At 70.6% G+C, this 24,726-nt stretch carries 23 protein-coding genes; 11 read left to right on the forward strand and 12 right to left on the reverse strand.

Annotated features, from left to right (window positions below):
- Nucleotides 1–109 precede the first annotated feature (109 nt).
- On the reverse strand, nucleotides 110–946 hold the full coding sequence (locus BN3794_RS03510) for an outer membrane protein (RefSeq protein WP_066093478.1): 837 nt from the start codon (nucleotides 944–946) through the stop codon (nucleotides 110–112).
- Nucleotides 947–1,387: 441 nt separating this feature from the next.
- Here BN3794_RS03510 and BN3794_RS03515 point away from each other — a divergent pair, with 441 nt between their 5' ends.
- From BN3794_RS03515 to BN3794_RS03555, 9 genes are all read left to right on the forward strand, one after another.
- The gene (locus BN3794_RS03515; RefSeq protein ID WP_187128036.1) at nucleotides 1,388–1,753 is read left to right on the forward strand and encodes a hypothetical protein; all 366 of its coding nucleotides are present in this window, start codon (nucleotides 1,388–1,390) and stop codon (nucleotides 1,751–1,753) included.
- 23 nt (nucleotides 1,754–1,776) lie between these two features.
- Nucleotides 1,777–2,577, forward strand: coding sequence for a F0F1 ATP synthase subunit A (gene atpB / locus BN3794_RS03520; RefSeq protein WP_066093484.1), 801 nt, complete (start codon nucleotides 1,777–1,779; stop codon nucleotides 2,575–2,577).
- An 88-nt stretch (nucleotides 2,578–2,665) separates the two neighbouring features.
- On the forward strand, nucleotides 2,666–2,962 hold the full coding sequence (atpE, locus tag BN3794_RS03525; protein WP_066093486.1) for a F0F1 ATP synthase subunit C: 297 nt from the start codon (nucleotides 2,666–2,668) through the stop codon (nucleotides 2,960–2,962).
- Between the two features lie 104 nt (nucleotides 2,963–3,066).
- Complete coding sequence (locus BN3794_RS03530; protein ID WP_066093489.1) at nucleotides 3,067–3,537, forward strand: F0F1 ATP synthase subunit B; 471 nt, start codon at nucleotides 3,067–3,069, stop codon at nucleotides 3,535–3,537.
- A gap of 84 nt (nucleotides 3,538–3,621) precedes the next feature.
- On the forward strand, nucleotides 3,622–4,149 hold the full coding sequence (locus BN3794_RS03535; protein ID WP_066093492.1) for a F0F1 ATP synthase subunit delta: 528 nt from the start codon (nucleotides 3,622–3,624) through the stop codon (nucleotides 4,147–4,149).
- 73 nt (nucleotides 4,150–4,222) lie between these two features.
- Complete coding sequence (atpA, locus tag BN3794_RS03540; RefSeq protein ID WP_066093495.1) at nucleotides 4,223–5,785, forward strand: F0F1 ATP synthase subunit alpha; 1,563 nt, start codon at nucleotides 4,223–4,225, stop codon at nucleotides 5,783–5,785.
- A gap of 97 nt (nucleotides 5,786–5,882) precedes the next feature.
- Nucleotides 5,883–6,743: a F0F1 ATP synthase subunit gamma gene (gene atpG, locus BN3794_RS03545; protein ID WP_066093498.1), complete on the forward strand. Its 861-nt coding sequence runs from the start codon at nucleotides 5,883–5,885 to the stop codon at nucleotides 6,741–6,743.
- Nucleotides 6,744–6,802: 59 nt separating this feature from the next.
- Entirely contained in the window at nucleotides 6,803–8,203 is a 1,401-nt protein-coding gene (atpD, locus tag BN3794_RS03550) for a F0F1 ATP synthase subunit beta (protein WP_066093500.1), read from the forward strand.
- A gap of 125 nt (nucleotides 8,204–8,328) precedes the next feature.
- The gene (locus tag BN3794_RS03555; RefSeq protein WP_066093503.1) at nucleotides 8,329–8,751 is read left to right on the forward strand and encodes a F0F1 ATP synthase subunit epsilon; all 423 of its coding nucleotides are present in this window, start codon (nucleotides 8,329–8,331) and stop codon (nucleotides 8,749–8,751) included.
- Nucleotides 8,752–10,123: 1,372 nt separating this feature from the next.
- Here the strand turns inward: BN3794_RS03555 and BN3794_RS03560 are convergent.
- On the reverse strand, nucleotides 10,124–10,507 hold the full coding sequence (locus BN3794_RS03560; RefSeq protein WP_066093505.1) for a GtrA family protein: 384 nt from the start codon (nucleotides 10,505–10,507) through the stop codon (nucleotides 10,124–10,126).
- An 81-nt stretch (nucleotides 10,508–10,588) separates the two neighbouring features.
- On the opposite strand from BN3794_RS03560, the gene glmU reads away from it, so the two are divergent.
- Together glmU and BN3794_RS03570 are read left to right on the forward strand one after the other, a co-directional pair.
- Entirely contained in the window at nucleotides 10,589–11,956 is a 1,368-nt protein-coding gene (gene glmU, locus BN3794_RS03565) for a bifunctional UDP-N-acetylglucosamine diphosphorylase/glucosamine-1-phosphate N-acetyltransferase GlmU (RefSeq protein WP_066093509.1), read from the forward strand.
- Nucleotides 11,957–12,403: 447 nt separating this feature from the next.
- Entirely contained in the window at nucleotides 12,404–12,868 is a 465-nt protein-coding gene (locus BN3794_RS03570; RefSeq protein WP_066093512.1) for a RidA family protein, read from the forward strand.
- A gap of 359 nt (nucleotides 12,869–13,227) precedes the next feature.
- Here BN3794_RS03570 and BN3794_RS03575 read toward each other — a convergent pair whose 3' ends face one another.
- The 10 genes from BN3794_RS03575 to BN3794_RS03620 are packed head-to-tail and all read right to left on the reverse strand — an operon-like array spanning nucleotide 13,228 to nucleotide 24,719.
- Nucleotides 13,228–14,574: a sensor histidine kinase gene (locus BN3794_RS03575; RefSeq protein ID WP_066093516.1), complete on the reverse strand. Its 1,347-nt coding sequence runs from the start codon at nucleotides 14,572–14,574 to the stop codon at nucleotides 13,228–13,230.
- 8 nt (nucleotides 14,575–14,582) lie between these two features.
- A complete protein-coding gene (locus tag BN3794_RS03580) occupies nucleotides 14,583–15,935 on the reverse strand; it encodes a sigma-54-dependent transcriptional regulator (protein WP_066093519.1) in 1,353 nt (450 codons plus the stop codon).
- Between the two features lie 34 nt (nucleotides 15,936–15,969).
- Nucleotides 15,970–16,455 (reverse strand): nuclear transport factor 2 family protein, encoded by a 486-nt coding sequence (locus BN3794_RS03585; RefSeq protein WP_187128037.1) that lies wholly within the window; start codon nucleotides 16,453–16,455, stop codon nucleotides 15,970–15,972.
- Between the two features lie 41 nt (nucleotides 16,456–16,496).
- Nucleotides 16,497–17,714: an ABC transporter permease gene (locus tag BN3794_RS03590; protein ID WP_066096931.1), complete on the reverse strand. Its 1,218-nt coding sequence runs from the start codon at nucleotides 17,712–17,714 to the stop codon at nucleotides 16,497–16,499.
- 14 nt (nucleotides 17,715–17,728) lie between these two features.
- Nucleotides 17,729–19,051 (reverse strand): ABC transporter permease, encoded by a 1,323-nt coding sequence (locus tag BN3794_RS03595; RefSeq protein WP_066093524.1) that lies wholly within the window; start codon nucleotides 19,049–19,051, stop codon nucleotides 17,729–17,731.
- A gap of 46 nt (nucleotides 19,052–19,097) precedes the next feature.
- On the reverse strand, nucleotides 19,098–20,324 hold the full coding sequence (locus BN3794_RS03600) for an ABC transporter permease (RefSeq protein WP_066093526.1): 1,227 nt from the start codon (nucleotides 20,322–20,324) through the stop codon (nucleotides 19,098–19,100).
- A gap of 28 nt (nucleotides 20,325–20,352) precedes the next feature.
- Nucleotides 20,353–21,666, reverse strand: a complete 1,314-nt coding sequence (locus tag BN3794_RS03605) for an ABC transporter permease (protein ID WP_066093530.1) — start codon at nucleotides 21,664–21,666, stop codon at nucleotides 20,353–20,355.
- A gap of 13 nt (nucleotides 21,667–21,679) precedes the next feature.
- Nucleotides 21,680–22,132: a PDZ domain-containing protein gene (locus BN3794_RS03610; RefSeq protein WP_066093533.1), complete on the reverse strand. Its 453-nt coding sequence runs from the start codon at nucleotides 22,130–22,132 to the stop codon at nucleotides 21,680–21,682.
- 23 nt (nucleotides 22,133–22,155) lie between these two features.
- Complete coding sequence (locus BN3794_RS03615; protein ID WP_066093536.1) at nucleotides 22,156–23,388, reverse strand: ABC transporter permease; 1,233 nt, start codon at nucleotides 23,386–23,388, stop codon at nucleotides 22,156–22,158.
- Nucleotides 23,389–23,414: 26 nt separating this feature from the next.
- Nucleotides 23,415–24,719 (reverse strand): ABC transporter permease, encoded by a 1,305-nt coding sequence (locus BN3794_RS03620; RefSeq protein ID WP_066093538.1) that lies wholly within the window; start codon nucleotides 24,717–24,719, stop codon nucleotides 23,415–23,417.
- Nucleotides 24,720–24,726 lie beyond the last annotated feature (7 nt).

Genomic DNA, 24,726 nt, shown 5'->3' on the forward strand with positions numbered 1-24,726 from the left:
GGCGCGGCGCCCGTGCCGCGGGAGGCGGAAAGGCGGACAAGCGCAGGGAGGCGGCCGTGGCTGCCTCCCTGCGTACGCCGATGGCGCAACCGCGCCCGGTGCGATGCCGTCAGAAGGCCAGCGTCACGCCGGCGGTCGGACCATGGAACTTCAGGTCGGCGCCATAGTTCGCGCCGTGGTCGTGGTCCTCGTAGTTGACCTTGAAGTAGTCGTAGCCGACGAAGGCGCCGAAGTTGTCGGTGAACATGTACTCGACGTTGGCGTTGGCGCGCTTGATCTTGCCGTCGTAGTCGAAGCTGCCCCAGCTGGCGTCCAGGTACTGTGCCTGCAGGTTCAGGCGCACGTGCTCGCCGGCCTTGCCGGAGAAGCGCACGCCGACCACCGGTGCGATGCCGTCGTCGGACCAGCGCGCGGTGTAGTCGTAGGGCCCGTCCACGCCCGCCACGCCGTTCACGTCGGCATGCGCGTGCGCGTCGAGGCCGAGCTTGGCCCACTCGCCGCCCAGCTCCAGTCCCATCGAGAAATTGGGCGTATCCACCACGGAATAGTCGTAGACCAGGCTGGCCAGCTGGAACTTGCCGCCGTAGCGCAGGCTCGCCGCCCCGGACAGGTCCTGCCCGAGGATCTCGCTGGCGTCGGACCAGGCCAGGCCGTCGTGCTTCTTGTACTGGAAGTAGTCGAAGATCAGGCGCTGGCGGGTGGACAGGCGGAACACGCCATCCACCCGCGGCGAGACCTTGCGGCTGCCGAAGCCCAGCTTGCCGGACCAGTCGAGCGGATAGTCGGCGACTTCGCCGCTGGCGTTGGGCTTGATGCTGCCATCGGCGTACATCGCGCCCAGGCGCAGGACGAAGCGGTCATCGCCGTCCTCGGCATGCGCGGGCAGGGCGGCGATGCCGGCGGCGATGGCGCAGGGCAGGGCAGCGAACAGCAGGGGATTCTTCATCGGTCGTCTCCATCAAGGCAAAAGCGGTATCGCGTCGTGCGATGTGCCTTCACTATCCGCAGCCGTACTGTCCCCACCCCGTGAAATATGGCGGCACGGCATGAAACGGTTCATCCATGTGGATGGAGCGTGGCCGTCGCCGCCTGCGCGAATACGTGCGGCGGCGCAAAAAAAGGAGCGCCCCGGTCGCCCGGGGCACTCCGCAAGAGGCCTGCCACAAGGAGCTGTCGACGAGGAAGGACAGACCTGTTCCTGTGACTGCCCCCGGCCGGAAAAGTTCCGCGACGATGCAATCGTTTTCACGCGGCGGAAGGCGTTTTCCGGCGATGGACCACGCTCGCGGTTGTCGGACAAATGCCGTGATTGCTATACTTCTGCAGCTCGATGAGGCGCCTACTGGCCTCCGCACTTCTCAAGTAAAGCCAATTCAGGAATCACGTGGTGCTGAATTCCGTTGACTCAGGTCGGCGGCTCATGCTGCGCGCGGCGCTGTACCCGGCAGGGGCGGTGCTCGTGCTTGCGCTGGCCTTCCTGGCCGTGAGCCCCCGCCATGCGGCAGCCGCGTTGTTGGCAGGTTGGGCGACCGTGGTCGGTGGCAGCGCGGCGGCCTGGGTGGCGCTGGGCGGCGGCGTGCAGGCGGCCGGGTCGGCCGTGCTGCGGCTGGTGCTGGCCATGGCCTTCAAGTGGGTGCTGCTCATCGTGGTGCTGGCGGCGGGGCTGCTGGCGTGGCACCTGCCGATCGTTCCGATGCTGGCGGGCGTGGCCGTCGGCTTGATTTTCCAGGTTCTGGCCTTGGCCAGGCGTTGATCCAAACAGAAGGTTCCGGACACATGGCGGGCGAGGCTCTGACTCCTACCACCTACATCCAGCATCACCTGAACAACCTGACCTGGCAGTTGCGGGAAGGCAGCTCGTTCTGGGCGATCCACCTGGATACGCTGATCATGGCGCTGCTGGCCGGCCTGGTCATGGTGTTCGCGTTCTGGCTGGGCACGCGCAAGGCGACCTCCGGGGTGCCGGGCAAGTGGCAGGCCTTCGTGGAGATCTGCCTGGAGTTCGTCGACCGCCAGGCGCGCGACACCTACCACGGCACCAGCAAGCTGGTCACGCCGATCGCGATCACCCTGTTCTTCTGGATCCTGATGATGAACCTGATCGACCTGATCCCGGTCGACATCTTCGTCAAGCCGCTGGAGCTGGGCCTGGGCGTGCATGCGTGGAAGCCGGTGCCGACCGCCGACGTGAACGCCACGCTCGGCCTGTCCATCAGCGTGTTCTTCCTGACCCTGTTCTTCTCGCTGCGCTCCAAGGGTTTCCTCGGCCTGGGCAAGGAATTCCTGACCGCGCCGTTCGGCAAGTGGCTGATGCCGTTCAACCTGCTGCTCAACCTCGTGGAGTGGCTGAGCAAGCCGGTCTCGCTGGCCATGCGACTGTTCGGCAACATGTTCGGCGGCGAGATCGTGTTCCTGTTGATCTGGATGCTGGGCGGCGCCGGCGTGGCCGGCATGTTCGCCGGCGGCGTGTTCGGCCTGGGCTGGATGCTGTTCCACCTGCTGATCATCCCGCTGCAGGCCTTCATCTTCATGATGCTGTCGATCGTCTACTTCAGCCTGGCCGAAGACAGCCACTGAGCCACGCTCCACCCGCTTCCACGTTCCAACCGTTCCAACCCTTCATCCGCTTCATAACCTCAAGCAACTTTCGTTTCTGGAGACCATCATGTACCTCGCCGTCCTGACCAACCTCGCCCAAGTCCAGAGCTCCACCGTCCTTGCCGTCGGCATCATGATCGGCCTGGCCGCGCTGGGCGCCGGCCTCGGTCTGGCCATCATGGCTGGCAAGTTCCTGGAGTCCTCGGCCCGCCAGCCTGAGCTGATCCCGGTGCTGCAGGTCCGCATGTTCATCACCGCCGGCCTGATCGACGCCGCGTTCATCATCAGCGTCGCCGTCGGCCTGCTGTTCGCCTTCGCCAACCCGCTGGCGCAGGTGTTCATCCAGCAGCTGTCGCAGGGCTGATCCCGGCGACCGACGGTCCCGGGCTTCCGCGCCCGGGACGCGGATGAAGGACCGGGGACGCCGCCGCGGCGGCGTCTCCACCCCAAGCAACGACCGAGCGACCCATGAACATCACCTTGACCATCTTTGCCCAGGCGCTGGCATTCGCCGGCCTGATCTGGCTCGTCGCGACCAAGATCTGGCCGCCGCTGATGAAGGCCATCGAGGAGCGCCAGCAGAAGATCGCCGAAGGGCTGGCCGCTGCCGACCGCAGCCAGAAGGATCTCGCGCAGGCCCAGGAAAAGGTCAACGAGACCCTGAAGGACGCGCGCATCAAGGCCAACGAGATCATCGACCAGGCCCACGCGCGCGCCAACCAGATCGTCGAGGCGGCCAAGAACGAGGCCATCGCCGAGGCGAACCGGCAGAAGGATCTGGCCCGCGCCGAGATCGAGGCCGCCGCCACCCGCGCCCGCGAGGAACTGCGCAAGCAGGTCTCCACGCTGGCGGTGACCGGTGCCGAGAAGCTGATCCGGCGCGAGATCGACGCCAACGCCCACAAGGCGCTGCTCGACGAGCTGGCCGCGGAGATCTGACGTGGCCGGCCGCCGGTCAGGCGCGATGCGCCGCCCGCTGGCCGCCCGCCCGATGCCCGCCGACCGTTTCCAGGAGTTCACCCGATGACCCAGGCCCTCACTCTTGCCCGACCCTACGCCCGCGCGGCCTTCGCCGTGGCGCGCGACGAGGGCGCCCTTGCCGCGTGGTCCGGCGCGCTGGCCGAGTCGGCACGCATCGCCGCCGACCCGCAGGTCATGCGCCTGCTGCTGAGCCCGGCGCTGAGCCGCGCGCAGGCCGTGGACCTGGTCGTGCCCGAGGGCGTGGCCGGCCACTACCGCCGCTTCCTGGACATCCTCGCCCAGGCCGGCCGCATGGCGCTGCTGCCGGAGATCGCCGCGCTCTACGAGGCGCTGCGCGCCGAGGCCGAGCACGTGGTGCACGCCAAGGTGACCTCGGCCGCCGCGCTGTCGCAGGAGGAGCTGGACCGGCTGGTGGCCGCGCTCGAGCGCCGCCTGGGCCGCGAGATCAAGGTGGACACCGCGGTGGACCCCTCGCTGATCGGCGGGGCGGTCATCGACGCCGGCGACACGGTCATCGACGGCTCGGTCAAGGGCAAGCTGGCGCGCCTGCAGGCGTCGCTGGCGGACTGATTCGCAATGTAGGGCGGGCCTTGTCCCGCCGACTTCGACATGGCGGGCCCTGCCCGTCCTACAGGAAACCAACATGGCAACCACGCTCAACCCCTCCGAAATCAGCGAACTGATCAAGAACCGCATCGAGAAGGTCAAGCTGGCCGCGGAGACCCGCAACGAAGGCACCGTCACCAGCATCGCCGACGGCATCGTGCGCATCTTCGGCCTGGCCGACGTGATGCAGGGCGAGATGATCGAGCTGCCGTCCGCGCCGTCGGGCGCGCCGACCTTCGCCCTGGCCCTGAACCTGGAGCGCGACTCGGTCGGTGCCGTGGTGCTGGGCGAGTACGAGCACGTACGCGAGGGCGACGTGGCCAAGACCACCGGCCGCATCCTCGAGGTGCCGGTCGGCCCCGAGCTGCTGGGCCGCGTGGTCAACCCGCTGGGCGAGCCGATCGACGGCAAGGGCCCGATCGACGCCAAGCTGACCGCGCCGGTGGAGCGCGTGGCGCCGGGCGTGATCTGGCGCAAGTCGGTCGACCAGCCGGTGCAGACCGGCTACAAGTCGGTCGATGCGATGATCCCGATCGGCCGCGGCCAGCGCGAGCTGGTCATCGGCGACCGCCAGACCGGCAAGACCGCGCTGGCCATCGACGCGGTGATCAACCAGAAGGACACCGGCATCAAGTGCGTGTACGTGGCGATCGGCCAGAAGGCCTCCACGGTCGCCAACATCGTGCGCAAGCTCGAGGAGAACGGCGCCCTGGCCCACACCATCGTCGTGGCCGCCACCGCTTCCGAGTCGGCCGCGCTGCAGTACATCAGCGCCTACGCCGGCTGCACCATGGGCGAGTACTTCATGGACCGCGGCCAGGACGCGCTGATCATCTACGACGACCTGTCCAAGCAGGCCGTGGCCTACCGCGAGATCTCGCTGCTGCTGCGCCGCCCGCCGGGCCGCGAGGCCTACCCGGGCGACGTGTTCTACCTGCACTCGCGCCTGCTCGAGCGCGCCGCGCGCGTGTCCGAGGAGTACGTGGAGAAGTTCACCGCCGGCGAGGTCAAGGGCCAGACCGGTTCGCTGACCGCGCTGCCGATCATCGAGACCCAGGCCGGCGACGTGTCCGCGTTCGTGCCGACCAACGTGATCTCGATCACCGACGGCCAGATCTTCCTGGAGACCGACCTGTTCAACGCCGGCATCCGCCCGGCGGTGAACGCCGGCATCTCGGTCTCGCGCGTCGGCGGCGCGGCGCAGACCAAGATCATCAAGAAGCTGTCCGGCGGCATCCGCATCTCGCTGGCGCAGTACCGCGAGCTGGCGGCCTTCGCCCAGTTCGCTTCGGACCTGGACGAGACCACCCGCAAGCAGCTCGAGCGCGGCCAGCGCGTCACCGAGCTGATGAAGCAGAAGCAGTACGCGCCGATGTCCATCGCCAACCAGGCGCTGTCCATCTACGCGGTCAACGAGGGCTACCTGGACGACGTGCCGGTGGCCAAGATCGGCGCCTTCGAGGCCGGCCTGCACGCGCATTTCGACAACACCCAGGGCGAGCTGGTGAAGAAGATCAACCAGACCGGCGCCTGGAACGACGAGATCGAGGCCGCCTTCAAGAAGGGCATCGAAGAGTTCAAGAGCACCGGTACCTGGTAAGGGCGCCGTGGTCCGGGGCCGGTGAGCGGCGCGCGAGGCGCCCGCGGTCCCGGATCCACGCACCACCCATCACGAATCACCGCGAGCGGAGCGAGAAATGGCAGGCGGACGCGAAATCAAAACCAAGATCAAGAGCGTGCAGAACACCCGCAAGGTGACCCGCGCGCTGGAAATGGTCTCGGCTTCCAAGATCCGCAAGGCGCAGGACCGGATGAAGACCTCGCGCCCGTATGCGCAGGCGATGAAGCAGGTGATCGGCCACCTGGCCCAGGCCAGCACCGACTACCCGCATCCGTTCCTGGTCAGCCGCCAGGACGTGCGCCGCGTGGGCTACATCGTGGTGTCCTCCGACCGCGGCCTGGCCGGCGGCCTGAACAACAACCTGTTCCGCCGCCTACTCGGCGAGATCCACCAGCGCCAGCAGCAGGGCGCGGGCGTGGAGGTGGTGACGATCGGCCAGAAGGCCGGCGCGTTCTTCCGCCACGTCAAGGTCGATGTCGTCGGCAGCGTCGCCAACCTGGGCGACGTGCCGCAGGTCGAGCAGCTGATCGGCGTGGTCAAGGTGATGCTCGACGCCTACATCGAGGGCCGGCTGGACCGCGTGTACCTGGTCTACAACCGCTTCGTGAACACCATGGTGCAGAAGGGCAGCGTCGAGCAGCTGCTGCCGCTGCCGGTGTCCGAGTCGGTGTCCGCGCACGACTGGGACTACATCTACGAGCCCGACCCGGCCACGGTGCTCGAGCACGTGATGACCCGCTACATCGAGTCGCTGGTTTACCAGGCGGTACTGGAGAACGTGGCGTCCGAGCACGCGGCGCGCATGGTGGCGATGAAGGCCGCCAGCGACAACGCCACCAAGCTGATCGACACGCTGAGCCTGGTCTACAACAAGGCCCGCCAGGCGGCGATCACGCAGGAAATCACCGAGATCGTCAGCGGCGCCTCGGCGGTCTGATCCGCCCGGTGTCCCTCCATACCCCCATTCAGGCATCAAGAATCCAGAGGATTGCAGCAATGAGTCAGGGCAAGATCGTTCAGATCATCGGCGCCGTCGTCGACGTCGAATTCCCCCGCGCCGAGGTGCCGGAAATCTACGACGCGCTGATCGTCGACGAAGCCGGCCTGACCCTGGAAGTCCAGCAGCAGCTGGGCGACGGCGTGGTGCGCACCATCGCCCTGGGCGTGAGCGACGGCCTCAAGCGCGGCATGCAGGTGACCGGTACCGGCCGCGGCATCTCCGTGCCGGTCGGCCAGGGCACCCTGGGCCGCATCATGAACGTGCTCGGCCAGCCCGTGGACGAGGCCGGCCCGGTGCAGGCCAAGGAGACCTGGGAGATCCACCGCGAGGCGCCGTCCTACGAGAACCAGTCCTCCTCCACCGAGCTGCTGGAGACCGGCATCAAGGTGATCGACCTGATGTGCCCGTTCGCCAAGGGCGGCAAGGTCGGCCTGTTCGGCGGCGCCGGCGTCGGCAAGACCGTCAACATGATGGAGCTGATCAACAACATCGCCAAGGCGCACAGCGGCCTGTCGGTGTTCGCCGGCGTGGGCGAGCGTACCCGCGAGGGCAACGACTTCTACCACGAGATGAAGGACTCCAACGTCCTGGACAAGGTGGCGATGGTCTACGGCCAGATGAACGAGCCGCCGGGCAACCGCCTGCGCGTGGCCCTGACCGGCCTGACCATGGCCGAGTACTTCCGCGACGAGAAGGACGAGCACGGCAAGGGCAAGGACGTGCTGCTGTTCATCGACAACATCTATCGCTACACCCTGGCCGGCACCGAGGTGTCCGCGCTGCTCGGCCGCATGCCGTCGGCGGTGGGCTACCAGCCGACCCTGGCCTCGGAGATGGGCGCGCTGCAGGAGCGCATCACCTCGACCAAGAACGGTTCGATCACCTCGATCCAGGCCGTGTACGTGCCTGCCGACGACCTGACCGACCCGTCCCCGGCCACCACGTTCGCGCACCTGGATTCCACCGTTACCCTGAGCCGCCAGATCGCCTCGCTCGGCATCTACCCGGCAGTGGACCCGCTGGACTCGACCAGCCGCCAGATGGATCCGCTGGTGATCGGCAACGAGCACTACGACACCGCCCAGCGCGTCCAGCAGACCCTGCAGAAGTACAAGGAGCTCAAGGACATCATCGCGATCCTGGGCATGGACGAGCTGTCGGAGGAAGACAAGCAGTCGGTGTCGCGGGCGCGCAAGATCGAGCGCTTCTTCAGCCAGCCGTTCCACGTGGCCGAGGTCTTCACTGGTTCGCCGGGCAAGTACGTGCCGCTGAAGGAGACCATCCGCGGCTTCAAGGGCATCGTCGACGGCGAGTACGACCACCTGCCCGAGCAGGCGTTCTACATGGTCGGCACCATCGACGAGGCCGTCGAGAAGGCCAAGAAGCTCGCCGCGTAAGCGGCGGGCGGTGATTCGCAGTACGTGATCCGAACGAGCGGGTAGTGGGGTGGTCTGGTCGGCGCGGGGGCGTGCCCCGGCCGATCACCAATCACCAATCCCGTTTCCGAGCAGACGAGGAAACCATGTCCACCATCCGTTGCGACATCGTCAGCGCCGAGCGCGCGATCTACCAGGGCGAAGCCACCCTGGTCGTGGCGACCGGCGAGCTGGGCGAACTGGGCATCGCCCCCCAGCACGCTCCCCTGATCACCCGGCTCAAGCCCGGCAAGGTGGTGGTGACCACCGCCGCGGGCGAGCAGCTGGACTTCGCCATTTCCGGCGGCATCCTCGAGGTGCAGCCGCAGGTGGTGACGGTGCTGGCCGACACCGCCGTGCGCGCCCAGGACATCGACGAGGTCGCGGTGCGCAAGGCCAAGGAGGAAGCCGAGCGCATCCTCGCCAACCGCAGCGAGGCGGTGGACGTGGCCGAGGCCGAGGCCAAGCTGGCCGAGGCGGTGGTGCAGCTGCAGGCGCTGGAGCGGTTGCGCAAGAACCTGCGGCACTGAGGCCGGCCGCCGCCGCCGTATCCGCCAGACGCCGGGCTTGTCCCGGCGTTTTGTTTTCCTGGCCGCTTTTGCCGCGGGGATCCGCGTACGCCGGAATGCGCGCCCGGAACGCCGGATTGGCGGTGGCGCAGGCGGGCGAGTCCCGCCGATTCACCGTGCCCGCGCATGGCTTGTTGCCGGCGGATGCCGTCGCGAATCCAAACCCGAACCGAGGTCTTCCGGGACGGAGAGCGGATCGCGCCAGGCAGCGCGGATTCCCGGACAGCGCACGGGCGGAAGCACGCGGCGAGGGAAGGCATCCTCGCCCGCTGCCGCGACACACCGCCAGCACGTCTTCGACCACGGGTGGCCAGTGCGGCCAGCGGAGGGCCGAAGGCATGTGCTGCGCAATGCGCCTTCGACCACAGGTTGGGCTGGTCGGGCCCAATGGAGGGCGAAGGCGTGCGCGGCGGCGCCACCAGCCAGGGGTTGCACGGGGCGGTCGGGAGGCCCGGGCGATCCGCAAGCACAGGAAGTGTCGTCAGTACAGCATGCCGCCGCCGCGCGCGGCGCCTTCGACCACGGGTTGGGCAGTCAGTCCCAGCGGAGGGCCGAAGGCATGCGCGGGGACGCCACCAGCCAGGGGCTGCACGGGGCGGCCGGGAGGCCCGGGCGATCCGCAAGCAAGGGAAGTGACGCCAGTGCAGCTTGCCGCCGCCGCGTGCGGTGTCTTCGGCCGCGGGCTGGGCATTCGGGCCCAGCGGAGAGTCGAAGGCGCGCGCCGCGGCGCCATCAGCCAAGGGGCTAGACGGGGGCGGCCGGGAGGCCCGGGCGATCCGCAAGCGCGGGAAGTGACTCCGGTGCAGCTTGCCGCCGCCGCGCGCGGCGCCTTCGACCACGGGTTGGGCAGTCAGTCCCAGCGGAGGACCGAAGGCATGCGCGAGGGCGCCACCAACCAGAGACTGCACGAGGCGGCCGGGAGGCCCGGGCGATCCGCAAGCGCGGGAAGTGTCGCCAGTACAGCATGCCGCCGCCGCGCGCGGCGCCTTCGACCACGGGTTGAGCTGGTCGGGCCCAATGGAGGGCGAAGGCGTGCGCGGCGGCACCACCAGCCAGGGGCTGCACGGGGCGGTCAGGAGGCCCGGGCGATCCGCAAACGCGGGAAGTGACGCCGGTGCAGCTTGCCGCCGTCGCGCTAGGCGCCGGCAGGGCCGCCCCGTGGATCCGGCGCAGACGGGAACCTGGGTGGCCACGCGGAACAGGCGCGAAGACGACGCCTCTGTCGTGCCTTTCGCGGGAGGGATCCGCTTGCCGTCCCACGCCTGCGGGCGGCCTCGGCACTCCCGGGAAAGACTATCGGGACGGCACCAGGCCAGGCATCGGCGATCCCGGCTCAGCGGAACACCAGCTGGCGCCAGACGAAGAACGACAGCACCGCCAGCACGCCCTCGACCACGGGCTTGGCCAGCCAGGCCCAGTGCAGGCCGAAGGCGTGCGCGGTGGCAGCCACCAGCCAGGTGCTCAGGGCGGTCAGGACGGCCCAGGCGATCCAGAAGCGCAGGAAGTGGCGCCAGTCCAGCTTGCCGCCGACGCGCTCGGCGAAGGTGAAGCGGCCGTTGAGCCAGAACCCGAGCAGGGCACCGCCGACGCGGCCGGCCAGGTTCGCGGGCGCGACCGCCACGCCCAGCGCGCTGGCGGCCACGAACAGGCCCCAGTCCAGCACCAGCTGGAGCAGGCCGATGACGAGGAATTGGCTGCCTTGGCGCAGCAGGGCCATGCGGGTCGTCCTGGCAAAGGACGCCATGCTAACCGGGCGCGCGGCTAGAATCCGGTCCTTTCCGCAACGACGGTACCGTCCATGAGCCTGCCCCTGCACGTGATCATCCTCGCCGCCGGCGAAGGCAAGCGGATGAAGTCCGCCCTGCCCAAGGTGCTGCAGCCGGTGGCAGGGCGGCCGATGCTGGCGCACGTGGTCGATACCGCCCGCGCCCTGCAGCCGCAGGCCATCCATGTGGTCTACGGCCACGGCGGCGAGGCGGTGCGCACCGCCTTCGCCGACGCGCCGGACCTGCGCTGGGTGGAACAGGACCGGCGCCTGGGCACCGGCCATGCGGTGCGGCTGGCGATCGACGGCGTGCCCGACGATGCCACCGTGCTGGTGCTCTACGGCGACGTGCCGCTGCTGCGGCCGGCGACCCTGCAGCCGCTGCTGCACGCCCCGGGGCGGCTGGCCGTGCTGGTCGCCGAGCTGGCCGATCCCACCGGCTACGGCCGCGTCCTGCGCGACGTGCAGGGCAAGGTCGCCGCGATCGTCGAGCAGAAGGATGCCGACGAGGCGCAGCGCCGGATCCACACCGTCAACACCGGCATCATCGCCGCCGAGTCGACCGCGCTGCGCGCCTGGCTGGCGCGCCTGTCCAACGCCAATGCCCAGGGCGAGTACTACCTGACCGACGTGTTCGCCTTCGCCGCCGAGGAGTTCACCCCGGCCGAGATGGTGTGGGTGGCCGATCCGGTCGAGGCCGAGGGCGCGAACGATCCCTGGCAGCTGGCGCGGCTGGAACGCGCCTGGCAGCAGCGCGCGGCGCGCGAGGTCTGCCTGCAGGGCGCGCACCTGGCCGACCCGGGCCGCTACGACCAGCGCGGCACGGTCACGGTCGGGCGCGACGTGCGCATCGACGTGGACGTGGTGCTGGAGGGGCGGGTCGAGCTCGGCGACGGCGTCCAGGTCGGTCCGTTCACCCGGCTCAAGGACGTCACCCTGGCGGCGGGCACCGTGGTGCGCGCGCACTGCGATCTGGAGGGCGTGGTGACCGAGGGCGCCGCGCAGATCGGCCCGTTCGCGCGGCTGCGTCCCGGCACGGTGCTGGCCGATGGCGTCCACGTCGGCAATTTCGTGGAGACCAAGAAGGCCACCCTGGGCGTGGGCAGCAAGGCCAACCACCTGACCTACCTGGGCGATGCCACGGTGGGCGCCGGGGTGAACATCGGCGCCGGCACCATCACCTGCAACTACGACGGGGTGAACAAGTGGCAGACGGTGATCGGCGATGGCGCCTTCATCGGTTCCAACAGCGCGCTGGTGGCACCGGTGGAGGTGGGCGAGAACGCCACCATCGGCGCCGGTTCGGTGCTGACCCGGCCGGCCCCGGCCGGCCAGCTCACCGTGGCGCGGGCACGGCAGGCCACGATCGAGGGCTGGAGCCGTCCGGCGAAGAAGGGCTGAGATGTTCCGTACGGCGTGATGCATCCTGGCAGTGGCGCGCCGGCGTCCCGGCCCGCACGCCTCCTGCGTATTCCCCGTGGATGGTGCGCCGGATCCGGACCGGCGCGGCGCGGCCGGACCGCCGGGAGGGAAGGCGAAGCCGGACGCCGCGAGCACGAGCTGGGCCTGCCCCACCTCGGCGGCCATGTGCCGCGGCCCCACCGCCAGAACCGGGCCTGCGGATTGTGCTGGCTGCGGTTGCCGATGCGGTGGCGCCAGGCAGGCGCGACCTCCACGGCGGGCCGGCCGGCCCGGAAGCTGTCGCCGTGCGGTCCCGGTGCGGGTGGTTCGGCCGCGGCATGGCCGGTACCGTGGCCCGTGCTGCAGACCCCGCCCCGGTGCAGGGGTTAAGGTAGGGGGCACGCCGGCGGGGCGGGGTCTGCAGCCCCCACATATCCGAGGTGTCCGATGTCGCTCCTGCGCCATGCCGTGTCGTGCCTGTGTCCCCTCCTGCTGGCCGCCGCCGTCCTGCCCGCCCACGCCGCGCAGGCGGGGCTGGCCTACCATCGCGATCCCGCCAGTACCTCGCCGTATTCGCCGGTGGTGCGCCTGGGCGAGGTGCTGTACGTGTCCGGCCAGCTCGGCCTGGGGGCCGACGGCAAGCCGCTGGCCGACTTCGAGGCGCAGGTGCGCAAGGCGATGGACAACGTGTCCACGCAGCTGCGCGCCGCCGGTTCCGGGCTCGACCAGGTCGGCCAATGCACCGCCCTGATCACCGACGCGGCGAACTGGGCCGTGTTCAACCGCGTGTACGCGGGCTACTTCGAGACCAGCCGCCTGCCGGCGCGGACCGCCGCGGTGGTGGCCGGGCTGCCGCTGGGCGCGGCGGTCGAGGTGGAATGCATCGCCCGCGCGGGCGCGGCCGGCGGCTGAGCCTCAGGCGGCCTGGGGCGTGCCGTCGTCCATCGGTAGCGACAGGCTCACGCACAGGCCGCCCCCTTCGCGATTGCGCAGCGAGATGTGCCCGCCGTGCGCTTTCCACGATCTCGCGCGTAAGCGCCAGGCCCAGCCTGGTGCCGGCATCGCCCGCGCGGGCGCGGCCGGCGGCTGAGCCTCAGGCGGCCTGGGGCGTGCCGTCGTCCATCGGTAGCGACAGGCTCACGCACAGGCCGCCCCCTTCGCGATTGCGCAGCGAGATGTGCCCGCCGTGCGCTTTCCACGATCTCGCGCGTAAGCGCCAGGCCCAGCCTGGTGCCGGCATCGCCCGCGCGGGCGCGGCCGGCGGCTGAGCCTCAGGCGGCCTGGGGCGTGCCGTCGTCCATCGGTAGCGACAGGCTCACGCACAGGCCGCCCCCTTCGCGATTGCGCAGCGAGATGTGCCCGCCGTGCGCTTCCACGATCTCGCGCGTCAGCGCCAGGCCCAGCCCGGTGCCGTTGCGCTTGGTCGAATAGAACGGGGTCAGCGCGTTGTGCAGCACCGCCTCGTTCATGCCCGGCCCGCGGTCGAGCACGTCCACGCGCAGGTGCTGCGGCTGGCGCGACAGGCGCATCACCACCTCGCCGCCGTCGCCCGCCTCCTTGGCGTTCTTGAGTAGGTTGAGCAGCGCCTGGCCGAGCTGGGCCGGGTCGGCGCGGGTGACGATGTCGCCGGCGCGGTTGTCCAGCACGAACGGGATGTGCTGCTGCAGGCCGTGGGCGAAGCTTTCCCAGCGCAGCGATTCCAGCTGCGGCGCCGGCAGCTTGGCGAAGCGCGCGTAGCCGCGCACGAAGCCCTCCAGGTGGCGGGCGCGCTCCTCGATGGTGGCGAACAGCTCGCCCAGGCGCTCGGTGCGTTCGCGCCGCAGCAGCTCCTGGCCGGAGTGGGCCAGCGAGGCGATCGGTGCCAGCGAGTTGTTGAGCTCGTGGCTGATCACCCGGATCACCTTCTTCCAGGTCTGCACTTCCTGGCGGCGCAGCTCGCTGGTCATGCGGCGCAGCAGCAGCAGTTCGTGGCGGCGGCCGTTGATCTGGAACTGGCGCCGGGCCAGGTGCCAGGTCTGCTCGTCCTCCTCGCCGTTGTCCGCGCCGGGGACCGAGAACAGGCCGTCGTTGCCACGGTCCAGCGCCTCGCGCATGGCCTCCGGCGCGTGCGCGACCAGGTCCTCCATGCGTTCGCCTTCCAGCTTCCAGCCGCCATGCAGCAGCCTGCGTGCGGCCAGGTTGGAGAACACCACGCGGCGCTTGCCGTCGCCGCCCGCGGCCACCAGCAGCATCGCCACCGGCGTGTTCTGGATCATCGTGTCCAGCAGCAGCTCGCGCTGCACCAGGCCCTGGCGCTGCTGGCGCAGCACCTCGCCGAGCTCGCCGTGGGCGCGCACCAGCTGGCCGAGCTCGTCGTCGCCGTGCCAGTGCACGCCGAAGTTGTATTCGCCGTCGCGGTAGGAGCCGGTGGCCCCGGCCAGGGCGCGGAACAGCGCCCGCATCGGCGCGGTGGCCCGGCGCAGGGTCCACCACATCAGCGCCAGCAGCACCGGCGCCGAGAACCCCACCACCTCCCAGCCGCGGTTGAGCCAGTACGCCACCAGCCAGGGCAGCGCCGCGGCCAGCACCAGCACCGGCAGCAGGCGCAGGAACAGGGCGAAGGTGAACGAGCGCCGCATCGTCGTGCTCAGCGCGGCGCCAGGCCGAAGCGTTCCATGCGCCGGTACAGCGCCTGCCGGCTCATGCCCAGCTCGGTGGCGGCCTGGGCGACCACGCCGCCGGCATCGGCCAGCGCCTGCTCGATCCGCGCGCGGTCCGGCTCGGCGGCGGCCGTGGCCGTGGCCGGGCGCACCGGCGCGCCGGTCGGGCGCGGCAGGGTGAGGTCGCCGGCCTCGATGTGCTCGCCGCCGGCCAGCAGCTCGGCGCGGGCGATCGCGTTGCGCAGCTCGCGCACGTTGCCCGGCCAGGCGTGGCGTGCCAGCGCCTGGCGTGCCGAGGGGGCCAGCGGCTTGCGCCCGCCCAGGAAATGCAGTGCCAGCGGCAGGATGTCGCCCGGGCGGTCGGCCAGCGGCGGCAGCGCGATCTCCACCGTGTTGAGGCGGTAGTACAGGTCCTCGCGGAAGGTGCCGTCGCGGATCATCGCCGGCAGGTCGGCGTTGGTGGCGCTGATCACCCGCACCTTGACCTGGCGTTCGCGGTTGGAACCCAGGCGCTCGAAGCGCCCGGTCTCGAGCACGCGCAACAGCTTCATCTGTCCGGCCAGCGGCAGGTTGCCGATCTCGTCCAGGAACAGGGTGCCGCCGTCGGCGGCCTCGAACTTGCCTTCGCGCGGCTTGTTGGCGCCGGTGTAGGCGCCGGCCTCGGCGCCGAACAGCTCGGCCTCGATCAGTTCGGCCGGGATCGCGCCGCAGTTCAGGGTCACGAACGGGCCGCGGCGCACGTCCGAATTGGCCTGGATGACCTCGGCGATCTTCTCCTTGCCGGCACCGTTGGGGCCGGTGATCAGCACCGGCAGTTCCGAGCGCGCCACCTGGCAGGCCAGGGCGAAGGCGCGCTCGCTGGCCGGATCGGCGAATACCGCCCCGCGCAGCTCGTAGCGCTCGGCCAGGCGCTGGCGCTCGGCCGATTCGCGCCCGCGCCGGCGCTCCAGCTCGCGGCGCGCCTCGGACAGTTCCAGCAGGTTGTTGACCGTGGTCAGCAGGCGCGCATCGTCCCAGGGCTTGCCCAGGTAGTCGGCGGCGCCGGCCTTGACCAGGTCGACCGCCGCGTCGAGGTGGGTCCAGGCGGTGAGCAGCACCACCGGCAGGTCCGGATGGCGTTCGCGGATCCGCCGGAACAGGGCCTGGCCTTCCTCGCCGGACGTGGTGTCGGCGGTGAAGTTCATGTCCTGCACCACCAGGTCGAACGGCTGGGTATCGAGCAGGTGCAGGCCTTCCTGGGGCGAGGCGGCGTGGGCGGTCTCGATGTCGTGCAGCGAGAACAGCACTTCCAGCGCGGTGGCCACGGCCGGGTTGTCGTCGATGATCAGGATCTGGGGCATGGGATGGGCTCGCCGGGATGGGCCATCGTAGCGGCTAGTCGCGGGCGGTGCGGTGGCCGAAGCTCAGGACCCGGGTGATCTGCCACCGCCCCTCGCGCAGGCGCCAGACGATGACGAAGTCTGCCAGGCCGTCGCAGGTGTGCGTATCGGACTGGCAGAAGCGGTGCCGGCCCTGCGCGATCGCACCGAAGCCCGGTACCGGATACACCTGCAGCGTGCCCGGCACCCGCTCGCGGGTGTAGCGGCCGCAGGCATGGCGGCGGGTGTTGGCGAGCATCGCCTCGCGGGTCCAGGTCACCCCGCCGGTGTCGTGGTAGAACTCCACGCCCGGGTCGAAATAGCCGGCGTGGCGCTGCAGCTCGGCCGGGTCGGCGCACCGGTTGAAGGCATCGAACACGGCCTCGTCCAGATCGGCGATGGTGGCCTGCAGGTCGGCATCGGCCGGCGCGGACGGCCGTGCAAACGCGTGTCCGCACAGCAGGGCGGCGGCCAGCAGGCAGGCCGGGCGGGCTTTGGTCATGGCCCGGATGGGCGGGCAGGCGGTCGGCATGGCATCGGTCCTCAGGTGCTGCGCGTGGCCACCGCCGGCGGCACCGCGGCGGCGCGGCGCGCCGGGCCGAGCACGGCCAGCTGGCCCAGGCCCCACAGCAGCGCCGCGCCGAGCGGCAGGTAGAACCACGGCAGGCGCGGCAGCTCGAAGTGGCGCATCAGCCACTGGTTGCCGGCGTAGGCCAGCACCATGCCGAGCGCCATGCCGGCGCCGGCCAGCAGGAAGTTCTCGGTCTGGAAGTAGCGCAGGATGTCGCCGCGGGTGGCGCCGAGTGCACGGCGGATGCCGATCTGGCGGGTGCGCTGGGCCACCCAGAAGCTGGCCAGGCCGACGATGCCCAGCGCGGTGACCAGCAGCATCGCCGCGATCACCGCCAGCAGCAGCCACGCCATGGTGCGGTCGCCCTGGAAGTAGCGCTGGCGCAGTTCGCCGACAGGCCTGCTGTACTCGCCATCCAGCACGGCTTCGGGCACGTCGCGTGCCATGGCCGTGCGCGCGGCCATGGCCACCTGCGGCATGTCGCGGGGATCGGCACGCAGCACGTAGATGCCCGATTGCGACTCCTCGCGGACCGGAACCACCACCGACCAGTCGCCGCCTGCCGCCCCGTCTTCGCTGCGGCCGGGGTCGGGGCGTGCGAGGTGTTCCAGCACGCCGACGACGTGGAAGTGCCCATCGGCCCAGAATTCCTTGCCCAGCGCGGGCTGGCCGGGCCAGAGGTGGTCGGCCAGCGCGCGGGTGATCCACACGCCGGCGGACGTGGGCATGAAGCCCTCGACCGCCTGGTAATCGTCGTCGGAGAACGGGCGCCCCTCCGAGGGCCGCAGTCCCAGGGCATCGACGGCGCCCGGGTCGGCCAGGTAGAAGTGGGGAACGGCGCCGCCGACGTGGTGGCACGCCTGGTCCAGGCAGATGCCGCTGTTGCCCGCGGGCGGGGCGAAGGGCACGGTATTGACGGTGCCGGCCGCGCGCACGCCGGGGATCCGGCGCAGCGCGCCGAGTACGCGGGCATTGAGGTCGGTGTTGCTGCACTCGTCGCACCCGAACAGCACGACCGTAGCCAGCGATGCCTCGTCGATGCCGCTGTCCAGCCTCACCAGGGCCAGGCGGTTGCCGATGAGGAACGCGGCGTTGCACAACACCGCGCAGGCCAGCGCTATTTCCATCACGATCAGCGCGGTGGCGATGCGATGGCGTCCCAGCGCGGAGAAGATGGGCTTGATGTCCAGGTGCATGGGCGGCCTCACAATGTCTTCAGTTGCATCGCCGGTGCGATGCGGCTGGCGCGGAAGGCGGGGAACAGGCCCGCGGCGACGCTGCAGGCGAGCGCCATGAGGAAGGTGCCGGCAAAGGTCCACACGTCCAGGTGGGCCAGGTCGGCGTAGGCGACCGGCTGCTGGCGCAGTGCCCACAGGCCCAGCAGGGTCAGCAGCCATCCCAGGGTCCCGCCGACGAGGCCGATCAGGCCCGCCTCGGTCAGGCACTGGGCCACGATCGCGCGCCTGGACGCGCCCAGCGCGCGGCGCACGCCGATCTCGCCGCCGCGCCGGAGGAACTTGGCCAGCAGCAGGCCCACGGTGTTGAACAGGCACAGGCCGAGGAAGGCCAGGGCCAGCCAGCTCTGCAGGCGCACGTCGCCGGGCACGACCCGGTTGTGGTCCAGCCATTGCGGCAACGACAGCAGCGCGGCGGTGTCGCTGCGGCCGATGCGCCCGGACGCCTTCTGCTGGGCGGCGTAGTCGGCGAGGAAGCGGCGGTAGCCGGCGACCTTGGCCGGCGTTTCCAGCTGCACCCACAGCTGCAGCCACACGCACGGGGCGCTGGGCAGGTTCAACGGCATCGACGGCTTGGCGAAGCACGTCCAGGGCTGGAAGTGGTCGCCGTTCACCTCCAGGCTGGTGGACAGCGGCATGAACACGTCCTGCGGCCTGGCATAGAACTCCGCGGTGTCGCCATGGGCAAAACCGCCGCCGGCCAGCGTGTAGAACTGCGGCGACGGCCGCCAGCGCCCGAGCACGCCGACGATCCGCACCGCGCTGCCGCGCACCAGCAGGCTGCGCCCGACGCTGTCGCGGCCGCCGAACAGCGTGTCGTTGAGGTCGGCCGAGATCACCGCGACCCGGGCACGGTCCTCGTCGTCGCGCGCGTTCCAGGCGCTGCCGTAGGCGAACGGGACCTGGAACATCGGGAAGAAGTCCGCATCCGTGGACAGCATCTGCAGCATCAGCGCCGGGCGGCCCGTCTCGGGCGCGCGCAGCTTGACCTGGCTGTCCACCACCACGGCCTGGCGGTCCGCGCGTCGCGCCCGCCACAGGTCCATGGCGGTGGTGTAGTCCAGCTTGTCGAAAGGATGCTGGCCGGGCTGGTTGTCCGGGCGCGGGTCCAGCTGCGGGATGAATATCTGCCGGCTCCTGCCCGGCAGCGGATCTCCGGACAGGATGTGGAACACGGTCAGCGTGGTCATGGTCGCGCCGATGCCGATCGCGATCGACAGCACCATCAGGGTGGTCAGGACCGGGTTGCGGCGCAGGCTGCGGATGGCCAGGTGCACGTAGTAGCTGAACATCGGGACTCCGGACAGGGGCGAAGGAGGGCGTCGCTGCAGGGCGCGATCACGTCGTGCGCGTGGCCACCGCCGGCGGCACCGCGGCGGCGCGGCGCGCCGGGCCGAGCACGGCGAGCTGGCCCAGGCCCCACAGCAGCGCCGCGCCGAGTGGCAGGTAGAACCACGGCAGGCGCGGCAGCTCGTAGCGGCTCATCAGCAGCAGGTTGAGCGAGTAGGCCAGCACCATGCCCAGCACGATGCCGATGCCGGCCAGCAGGAAGTTCTCGGTCTGGAAGTAGCGCAGGATGTCGCCGCGGGTGGCGCCGAGGGCGCGGCGGATGCCGATCTGCTTGGTGCGCTGGGCCACCCAGAAGCTGGCCAGGCCGACGATGCCCAGCGCGGTGACCAGCAACAGCAGGCCGCTCACGCCCGACAGCAGCCAGGCCATGGCGCGGTCGGCGCGGTAGTAGCGCTGGCGCAGGGCCTCCAGGGTGATGCTCTGGCGCTGGCTGAGGATGCGCAGCGGGCCGTGCGCGGCCAGCGCCTGCTTGGCCGCCTCCAGCACCGCCTCGCGGCGCGCCGGGTCGGCGACGTTGAGCAGGTAGGTGCCCTCGACGTAGCTGGGCCGGCCAGGGAATAGCATGGCGTCCCCGTAGGTGGCCGGCCGGTCGTCGTCGCGCGGGCGCACCAGCCGTTCCACGACGCCCACCACCCGGTGCGGGGTGGACCCGAACACGTAGATCGACCTGCCCACTGCCTGGCCGTCCGGGAACAGCCGATGGGCCAGCGGCTGGCTGAGGATGACCGACGGGAAGACCAGCGCGTCGTCGCTGACGCCGGCGGTGTCGACGTATTCGTCGGCGGCGAAATCGCGGCCGGCCACCAGCTGCAGGCCGAGCGTGCGCACCCCGTCCTCGCCCACCATGTAGTTGGGCGCGTTGGCCGAGCTGCCGTCCTGGTCGGGCGCCAGCTTGATGCCGCTGCTCCAGCTGGAGCTGCCGAACGGCACCATGCCGACGATCGCCGCCGAGCGCACGCCCGGCAGTGCCCGCAGGGCATCCAGGTCGGCGCGGGTGACGGCCACCGCATCGTCGTCGCGGTTCACGGCGTTGGTCTTGACCGCGACCAGGTGGGTCTCGTCGATGCCGGACGGGCGCTGCACCCGGGCGATGCGCTCGCCGACCAGGAACAGCGCGTTGCACACGATCGCGCAGCTCGCGGCGATCTCCAGAATGATCAGCAGCGAGGCGATTTTATGCTTGCCGAGGGTGGACAGGATGGGGCGCAGTTGCATGGTCGTCTCCGGAAGGCGCGCGGGCGCGTCACTGCGACTTGAGCTGGATGGCCGGCGCGATGTGCATCGCGCGCAGCGCCGGCAGCAGGCCGGCGGCCAGGCTGCAGGCGATGGACAGGCAGAAGGTCGCCAGCAGCATGGGCGTGTCCAGGTGCACGAACGGGGCATAGTCGGCCGGCTGCCGGCGTACCAGCCACAGGCCGGCGCCGGCCAGGGCCAGGCCGATCATGCCGCCGGCCAGGCCGACCATGCCGGCCTCGACCAGGCACTGGGCGAGGATCGCGCGACGGGTCGCGCCCAGGGCGCGGCGCACCCCGATCTCGCCGCTGCGGCGCAGGAACTTGGCCAGCATCAGGCCCACCGTGTTGAGCAGGCAGATGCCGAGGAAGGCCAGGGCCAGCCATAGCTGCAGGCGCACGTCGGCCGGTACCACCTGGTTGTGGTCCAGCCAGCCCATCACGTCGTACAGGGCGACGTTGGCGGGCCGCTGGTAGCGGCCGGCGGCGCGCTGCTGGCCGGCGTAGTTGGCCAGGTAGGCGCGGTAGTCGCCGGCCTGCGCCGGGTCCGCCAGCTCCACCCAGTACTGCACCCACGCGCAGCGCGCGTCGCGCCCGAAGTCGCCTTCCGGATCGTCCGCGCTCGCGCTGCCCCAGCAGCTCAGGCTGCCGGTCGCGCCCATGCGCAGGTCGCGCGAGGTGGAGAACGGGACGAACACGTCCTCCACCTCGCCGTACTGCTGGTTGGTCAGGTCGTAGAAGCGCGGGTTCGGGTTCCAGCCGTCGAGCACGCCGATCACGCGGAAACCGGTGCCGTTGAGCGCCAGGGTGCGGCCGACCGCCGCGCCGGCACCGTACAGCTTGCGGGCCAGCGCGCGGCTGATCACCGCCACGCGCGCATGGGCCTCGTCCTCGGCCGCGGTCCAGGGCCGGCCCTGCGCGAACGGCACGCCGAACATCGGAAAGAAGTCGGCCGAGGTGTAGCGCGCCTCGGCGTTGAACGGGGTCAGCCCCTGCGTGTCCGGCTCGATCGCCACCGAGCCGGCCGACATCATCGCCTGGCGCTTGCCACGCTTCTGCGCCAGCAGGGTTTCCGCGTCGTAGCGGGTCATCTGCGGGGACGGCGGATCGCCGGGGCGGTAGCTGCCGAGCGGGCGCGGGTCGGTCTGCACGTAGAACAGGCGGTCGCTGCGGCCCGGGATCGGGTCGCCGGAGAGCACGTGGAACACGGTCAGCGTGGTCATCGCCGCACCGATGCCGACCGCGATGGCCAGCACCATCAGCGCGGTCAGCGCCCGGTTGCGGCGCAGGCTGCGCAGCGCCAGTTGCAGGTAGTAGGCGAACATCGGCGATCCCGCGTCAACGGACCGGAGGGGCGGGCGGCGCCGGTGGCGCCGGGGGCACCGGCATCGGCGCGCCCGGGAGCCACGGCGCATAGTCGTCGTGGGCCAGGCGCACCTCGCGCCGGGCGCCGCCGGCGGCACGCACGGCCAGTCGCGCCGCCTGGTCGCCGAGGCCGGCCAGCTGCTGGCGCATCTGCGCGATCCGCGACGTCGCGCGGCCGTCGACGGCGGCGATGACATCGCCGTCGTGCAGTCCCAGCCAGCCGTCCGGCTGCACCGCGGTCACCGCCACCCCGGCGCCGGTGTCGTGCAGGCGCAGGGCACGGCCGTCGCGTTGCCAGTCCAGGGTGTCGTCGTCGACGCGCAGGTGGCTGTGGTGCGAACTGGAGGCGTGGTGGGTGACGGTGGCGGCCCGGGCGGCCGGCAGTGCCAGCAGCAGGGCGGACAGGGCGATGGGAAGGGCTTTCATGGCAGGGTTCCTTCGGTCGGCGGTCAGGCACTGCGCGTGGCCACCGCCGGCGGCACCGCCGCGGCGCGGCGCGCCGGGCCGAGCACGGCCAGCTGGCCCAGCAGCCACAGCAGCACCGCGCCGATGGGCAGGTAGTACAGCGGCAGGCGCGGCAGCTCGTACTTGTTCATCAGCAGCTGGTTGATGGCGTAGGCGAGCACCATGCCGGCGGCGATGCCGACCGTGGCCAGCAGCAGGTTCTCGGTCTGGAAGTAGCGCAGGATCTGGCTCCGGGTGGCGCCGAGCGCGCGGCGGATGCCGATCTGCTTGGTGCGCTGCTGGACCCAGAAGCTGGCCAGGCCGACGATGCCCAGCGCGGTGACCGCCAGCAGCAGCACGCTGACCGCGATCAGCAGGCCGATCATGTCGCGGTCGCTGGCGAAGTAGTCGTTGCGGATGTCGTCGTAGGGCTGCTGGTCGAGCACCAGGCGGTTGGGATCGACCTTCTCCAGCGCCGCGACCGCGTTCCTGAGCACCTCGGCGCGGCGCGCCGGGTCGGTGACGCGCACCAGATAGAAGCCGCCGATGTCGTAGTTGAGCCGGATCGGCAGGAGCATGGAGTCGTTCCACTCGCCGTTGCCGTCGTTGGGCCGGGTCAGCGTCTGCACCACGCCGACGATGGTCAGCGGGATGTTGGCCATGTACACGGTGCGGCCGATGGCGGCGTTGGCGCCACCGTCCGGGAACAGCTTGCGGGCCGTCGTCTCGCTGACGATGATCGGGCCGCTCAGGCTCTTGATGTCGGTGGCCTGCTCCAGGATCGAGCCGTCCTTGTACTCCTCGGCGTTGAAGTCGCGGCCGGCGGCCAGCTTCAGGCCGAAGGTGTCCAGCGTGCCGGGCGTGACCATGTACTGGGCCGCATTGAGGGTGGGCACTTCCTGGTCGGGCGTGTTGGACAGCGAGGTGTTCCACGAACCGTGCTGGAACGGTACCTGGTTGACGATGGCCGCGTTGGCCACGCCCGGCACCGCGCGCAGCGCGGCCAGGTCCTCGCGGCTGCGGGCGTCGGCATCGGCCTGCGTGCCGACCCCGCCGAGGCGGATCTGCAGCAGCTCGTGCTCGGCGATGCCGCTGGGCCGGTGCAGGGCCTCCACGCGCTGGGCCACCAGGAACAGCGCGTTGCTCACGATCGCGCAGCTCAGCGCGATCTCCAGCACGATCAGCGCGGCGGCGGTGCGATGGCGGCGCAGCGAGGAAAGGATCGGACGGATTTCCATGGATGTCTCCGGAGGGTCTGGGCGGCTTACTGCGACTTGAGTTGCACGGCCGGGGTGATCTGCATCGCGCGCCAGGCGGGCAGGGTGCCGGCCAGCAGGCTGGCGACGATGGCCAGCGCGAAGGTCAGCAGCAGCATCGAGGCATCCAGGTGCGCCAGTTGCGCGTAGCCGGTCGGGCGATGGCGCACCGCCAGCAGGCCCAGCTCGGCCAGGCCGAGGCCGAGGATGCCGCCGGCCAGGCCGATCGTGCCGGCCTCGACCAGGCATTGCTTGAAGATCTCCAGCCGGCGCGCACCGAGCGCGCGGCGCACCCCGATCTCGCCGCTGCGGCGCAGGAACTTGGCCAGCATCAGGCCGATGGTGTTGACCAGGCACACCAGCAGGAAGCCGAAGGCCAGCCACATCTGCAGGCGCACGTCGCTCGGCACCACCCGGTTGTAGTCCAGCCACGCCATCACGTCGCGCAGGCGGGTGTTGGCCGGGCGCTCGAAGCGGCCGGCCGCGCGCTGCTGCTCGGAGTAGTTGTCCAGGTAGGCCTTGAAGTCGCTGGCCTGCCCGGCACTGTCCAGTTCCACCCAGTACTGCAGCCAGGCGCAGGGTGCGTTGACCGCCAGGGTGTCGTTGACGACCTCGCGGCCGAAGCAGTTCATGTTGCCGTTGCGGCCGAGCTTGAGGTCCATCGCCGTGGTGAACGGCACGAACACCTGCTCGTCGGCGTTGTAGCGGCCGACATTGACGTCGTAGAAGTGCGGCTTGGGGTCCCAGTCCTCGAGCACGCCGACGATGCGCAGGCCGTTGCCTTCCACGCGCACCTGGCGGCCGACGCTGTCGTCGGTGCCGAACAGCTTCTCGCTGAGCTTGCGGGTGATCACCGCCACCCGCGCATGCGCATCGTCGTCGGCCCGGGTCCAGCCCCGGCCGGCGAGGAAGGGCGTGTCGAACATCGGGAAGAAGTCGGCGCTGGTGTAGCGCATGCTCAGCACGAACGGCTTGAGGGTGCTGTTCTCCGGCTCCACCGCGCCGCCGCCGCCGGTCATCAGCGCCTGGCGCTTGGCCTTGTGCTGGCGCAGCAGCTCCTCGGCGTCGAAGCGGGTGAGGTCGCGCTGCGGCTCCTGGTCGGGCTTGTAGCCATCCTTCGTCTCCGGATCGAGCTGGACCCGGAACAGACGCTCGCTCTTGCCCGGGATCGGGTCGCCGGACAGCACGTGGAACACGGTCAGCGTGGTCATGCTGGCGCCGATGCCCAGCGCGATGGCCAGCACCATCAGCACGGTCAGCACCTTGTTGCGGCGGAAACTGCGCAGGGCCAGGCGGAAGTAGTAGGCGAGCATGGGCGTG

Origin of the sequence: Xanthomonas massiliensis (assembly GCF_900018785.1) — a bacterium.
Taxonomy (GTDB): domain Bacteria; phylum Pseudomonadota; class Gammaproteobacteria; order Xanthomonadales; family Xanthomonadaceae; genus Xanthomonas_B; species Xanthomonas_B massiliensis.